The sequence below is a fragment of the Amycolatopsis sp. NPDC059021 genome (genome assembly GCF_042739895.1).
GTDB lineage: Bacteria > Actinomycetota > Actinomycetes > Mycobacteriales > Pseudonocardiaceae > Amycolatopsis.
On the sequence record NZ_JBHYIQ010000038.1, the window covers coordinates 49,624 to 54,256 of the forward strand.

Annotated in this window: 4 protein-coding genes; all 4 read left to right on the top strand. The window is 69.9% G+C overall.

Going from position 1 to position 4,633, the window contains the following annotated elements:
- Positions 1 to 167: 167 nt before the first annotated feature.
- The 4 genes from ACFWX1_RS22765 to ACFWX1_RS22780 are packed head-to-tail and all read left to right on the top strand — an operon-like array spanning position 168 to position 4,536.
- The gene (locus tag ACFWX1_RS22765; protein WP_378390334.1) at positions 168 to 1,145 is read left to right on the top strand and encodes an ABC transporter substrate-binding protein; all 978 of its coding nucleotides are present in this window, start codon (positions 168 to 170) and stop codon (positions 1,143 to 1,145) included.
- Positions 1,132 to 2,031, top strand: coding sequence for an amino acid ABC transporter permease (locus ACFWX1_RS22770; RefSeq protein ID WP_378390336.1), 900 nt, complete (start codon positions 1,132 to 1,134; stop codon positions 2,029 to 2,031). The genes ACFWX1_RS22765 and ACFWX1_RS22770 overlap by 14 nt, the downstream gene beginning before the upstream one ends.
- On the top strand, positions 2,024 to 2,794 hold the full coding sequence (locus ACFWX1_RS22775) for an amino acid ABC transporter ATP-binding protein (protein WP_378390338.1): 771 nt from the start codon (positions 2,024 to 2,026) through the stop codon (positions 2,792 to 2,794). Before ACFWX1_RS22770 ends, ACFWX1_RS22775 begins: the two co-directional genes overlap by 8 nt.
- Complete coding sequence (locus ACFWX1_RS22780; RefSeq protein WP_378390340.1) at positions 2,791 to 4,536, top strand: aminotransferase class V-fold PLP-dependent enzyme; 1,746 nt, start codon at positions 2,791 to 2,793, stop codon at positions 4,534 to 4,536. The genes ACFWX1_RS22775 and ACFWX1_RS22780 overlap by 4 nt, the downstream gene beginning before the upstream one ends.
- Positions 4,537 to 4,633: the final 97 nt, after the last annotated feature.

Here is a 4,633-nt window from a genome sequence, read left to right on the forward strand (position 1 = left end):
GGGCGTTGTCTTGAGGGGTTCTTCCAGCCCCGTCGCGGTGTTGAGGGGTTTTGACCGCCCTCCACTTGGGACTAAACCCCCCTTCAGCATCTTTCAACACGACGTTGACGACTTCAACAACGAGTTGTAGCGTGCCTCCATCCGAGCGCCCCACCTTGGAGGTCGTCATGCCGCCGGTCCCCTCGTTCCGTCCCCGTCCCTGGCGTGTCGCCGCACTGGGCGGGCTGATCGCGCTGGTCTCGTTGGGCGCTGCCGCTTGTGGCGGCGGCCCGGACGGCGCGGGCGGCAAGTCCCAGGCCGCCGCGGCGGCACCGTCGGCGATCCCGGACAACGCCGCGCTCCTCGCCGCGGTGAAGCCGGACCCCGCGCTGAAGGAAGCGCTTCCCGCGAACGTCAAGCAGGCCGGCGTGCTGCACCTGGCCTCGAACATCCAGTCCGCGCCCAACAACTTCTACTCCGCCGACGGCAAGACCCCGATCGGCTACGAGGTCGACCTCGCCAAGGCGATCGCGGCCAAGCTCGGCGTCACGGTCACCCACCAGGACATGGCGTTCGGCTCGCTCATCACCAGCCTCCAGTCCGGCCGCGTTGACCTGACCATGGCCGCGATGAACGACACCAAGGCCCGCCAGGAACAGATCGACTTCGTCGACTACTTCTCCTCGGGCATCACGATCATGGTCGCCAAGGGCAATCCCGAGGGCATCGCCGGACCGGACACGTTGTGCGGCAAGAACGTCGCGCTCGTGCAGGGCACCAGCCACCAGAAGTTCGCCACCGAGCAGAGCGGGAAGTGCACCGCGGCGGGTAAGCAGGCGATCACCGTCACCGCGACCGACAGCGACACGCAGAACCAGAACCAGCTGCGCACCCGCCGCGTCGCCGCGATCCTCAACGACCTGCCCAGCGCCGTCTACATCTCCCGCACCGCGGGCGAGGGCAAGTTCTTCGAGGTCGTCCCCGGCGAGCCGATCAACGGCGGGCCCTACGGCCTCGGCGTCAACAAGCAGAACAAGCCGCTGACCGACGCCGTCCAGAAGGCGTTGCAGGCGCTGGTGACCGACGGCACGTACGGCAAGATCCTCCAGGCGTGGGGCGTCGAGCAGGGCGCGGTCAAGGAGGTGCGGGTCAATGGCGGGAGCTGATGACGCACCGCTGCCGATCGTCCGGCTCCGGCACTGGGGCCGCTGGGTCAGCGCGGCCGTCATCCTCGCGCTGCTGGTGCTGCTCGGGATCGCGCTCGGCAACGCGCAGATCGCCTGGGACCAGGTCCCGGATTTCCTGTGGTACCGGGTGATGGCCGTCGGCCTGCTCAACACCGTGGTGCTCGCGGTGATCGCGCAGGCGGCGGCGATTGTCATCGGCATCGTGATCGCGTTGCTGCGCCGCAGCGCCAACCCCGTCGCGCGCTGGTTCGCCGCGGGCTACATCTGGCTCTTCCGCGGGCTTCCGGTACTGCTGCAGATCCTCATCTGGTACAACCTCGCGCTGATCTTCCCGGTGATCTCGATCCCGCTGCCCTTCGGCGGCTACCTGCTCCACGAGCAGACGAACGTGCTGATCAGCGCGTTCACCGCCGCGCTGCTCGGCCTCGCGCTCAACGAAAGCGCGTATATGGCCGAAATCGTCCGCGCCGGGCTGAACAGTGTCGACAGTGGACAGACCGAAGCGGCGAAGTCGATCGGCATGACGCCGGGCGCGACGCTGCGCCGGGTCGTGCTGCCGCAGGCGATGCGGGTGATCATCCCGCCGACCGGCAACGACTTCATCAACATGCTCAAGGGGACGTCGATGGCGTCGGTGATCGGGGTGACCGAGCTGATCCACGCGGCCAACAACATCTCCTCGAACAACCTGCTGGTGATGGAAACGCTGCTCGCCGCCGCGATCTGGTACATGGTGGTGGTCACCGTCGCCGGGGTCGGCCAGCACTATCTGGAACGCGCCTTCGACGCTTCCGACCGGGGGCCGATGGCGCGTGCGGCCAAGGCGTTGAAGGGCGCGCCGCTGACGAGGGGGTCCCGTGTCTGAGCCACTGTTGCGCGCGGTCGGCGTCCGCAAATCCTTCGGACACACCGAGGTGCTCAAGGGCATCGATCTGGAAGTCCACAAGGGACAGGTCGTCTGCCTGCTCGGGCCGTCCGGCGCGGGCAAGAGCACGTTCCTGCGCTGCATCAACCATCTGGAGACCATCGACGCCGGGCAGATCTGGGTCGACGGTGAGCCGATCGGCTTCCGGCTGCGCGACGGAAAACTGTACGAGCTCAAGGAACGTGACGTCGCCCGGCAGCGGCGGGACATCGGGATGGTGTTCCAGCGGTTCAACCTGTTCGCGCACCGGACCGTGCTGGACAACGTCGTCGAGGGCCCGATCCGGGTTCGCGGCACCGATCCGGACGCCGCGCGGGCCGAGGCGCTCGAACTGCTGGATCGCGTCGGCCTCGCACATCGCGCGGACGCGTACCCGGCGCAGCTGTCCGGCGGGCAGCAGCAGCGGGTGGCGATCGCGCGGTCGCTGGCGATGAAGCCGAAGCTGATGCTGTTCGACGAGCCGACGTCGGCGCTGGATCCGGAGCTGGTCGGGGAGGTGCTGGCGGTGATGAACACGCTGGCCGCGGAGGGGATGACGATGGTGGTCGTGACACACGAGATGGGCTTCGCCGCCGAAGCCGCCGACGACGTGGTTTTCATGGCCGACGGCGCCGTGGTGGAGACCGGCCCGCCGGGCGAGGTGCTGAGCGCGCCGAAACACGAGCGTACCCGGCAGTTCCTGGCCAGGGTGCTCGCGTCATGAGGATTTCGCCCCGGTACCTGCTGCAGTTCGACGAGCCCGCGGGCTACCTCGACTTCGCGCGCTTCGGCCCGCCCTCGCACGCCGTGCTGGACACCACCGCGCGCCTGCTCGACCAGACGACGACGGCCGGTCCGTCCACTGTGGACGAGCTGATGCGGCAGGAGATCCGCGCCAAGGCGGCCGCGGCGCGGCTGTGCGGCAGCGACACCGACCACACCGTGCTGCTGCCGCACACCAGCCTCGGCCTGTTCCAGGCGGCGTTCAACGCGCCCGGCGGCGAGGCGCTGGTGTCCGCGGGGGAGTTCCCGGCGAACACCTACCCGTGGGCGCGGGCCGAGCAGGCCGGTCGTCTCACCGTGCGGCGGATGCGTCCACCGCGGGGTTACGTCACGCCCGAGGCCGTCGCCGCCGAACTGACGCCGGAGACCTCGATGGTGTCGGTCAGCGCGGTCGATTTCCGCACCGGCTACCGCGCCGACCTCGCCGCGCTGCGCGACGTCGTCGGCGACCGGTTGCTGGTGGTGGACGGCATCCAGGGGTTCGGTGTCACCGAGGCGCCGTGGGAGGTCGCGGACGTCCTCGTCGTCGGCGGGCAGAAGTGGCTGCGCGCGGGCTGGGGCACCGGGTTCGCGGTGCTGTCGGACCGCGCGCTGGAACGCATGGATCCGGTGCTGTCCGGCTGGACCGGCGCACGGGACCCGGGCCTGTTCGACGACGAGATCCACACCGCCGACCCGATGGCGGCCGCGTGGTCGATCAGCAATCTCAGCCCGGTGACGTCGGGGGCGTTCGCGGCGGCGCTGGAACTGGCCGAGGAGGCCGGGGTCGGCGCGATCGCCGCGCGCATCGCCGAACGGGTCGGGGAACTGGAGGACGTGGTGAAGTCCTTCGGTGGCGAAATCGTGTCGGCCACCGAGCGTCGCGCGGGCATTCTCGCGTTCAGCCTGCCGGGCCATCCGGCCGAGCAGGTCGGCGCCGCGCTGTCGGCGGACGGCATCGCCGCGACGGTGCGTCCCGAGCACGTCCGCCTCTCGCCACACGCCTCGACGCCGGCGTCGGCCGCGGAACTGCTGCGCTCGTCGCTCGACCGGCTCCACCGTCCTGTTCGGACGGTCGCGCCGAACGCCGTTCCCGCCGCGCCGGGGGAGACTCCCGCGTCGCCGGAGCTGCTCACCGCGCTGATCCCGGCCGTGCACGGCCTCGCCGCGATGCTCGGGCCGGGCAACGAGGTGCTGCTGCACGACCTGAGCAGGCTGCCGGACTCGATCATCGCGATCGCCGGGGAGCTGACCGGCCGGACCGTCGGCGGCCCGATGACCGATCTGCTGCTCGGCCTCGTCCGCCGTGGCACGACGCAGGATCTGACGAACTACCGCACCCACGGACCGGACGGCCGCGCGATCCGTTCGTCGACGCTGTTCCTGCGGGACGCCGAAGGCGTCGCGATCGGCTGCCTGTGCGTCAACAGCGAACTCACCGGCGCGGAGGGAACCGAGACGCCGCAGCGGGAAACCTTCCCGCCGGACGTGGACAGCCTGCAGCGGTACCTCGTCGAACGCGCGGTCGGCAAGGCCGGGATCCCGGTGGAGCTGATGAAGAAACAACACAAGGCCGCGGTGGTCCGCGAACTGGACGAGGCGGGGTTCTTCCTCATCAAGGACGCTGTCGACCACCTGGCCGGGCAGCTCGACGTGACCCGGTACACGATCTACAACTACCTCAACGAAACCCGGGCCACGTGAGCTGAAGGGGGGGGGGGGTGGGGGTCGGGGGGGGGGGTCAGCGACGCTGCGAGGGGCGGGTGGGGCGAGAGAATAGCGAGGCGCGAGGCGCGGTGAG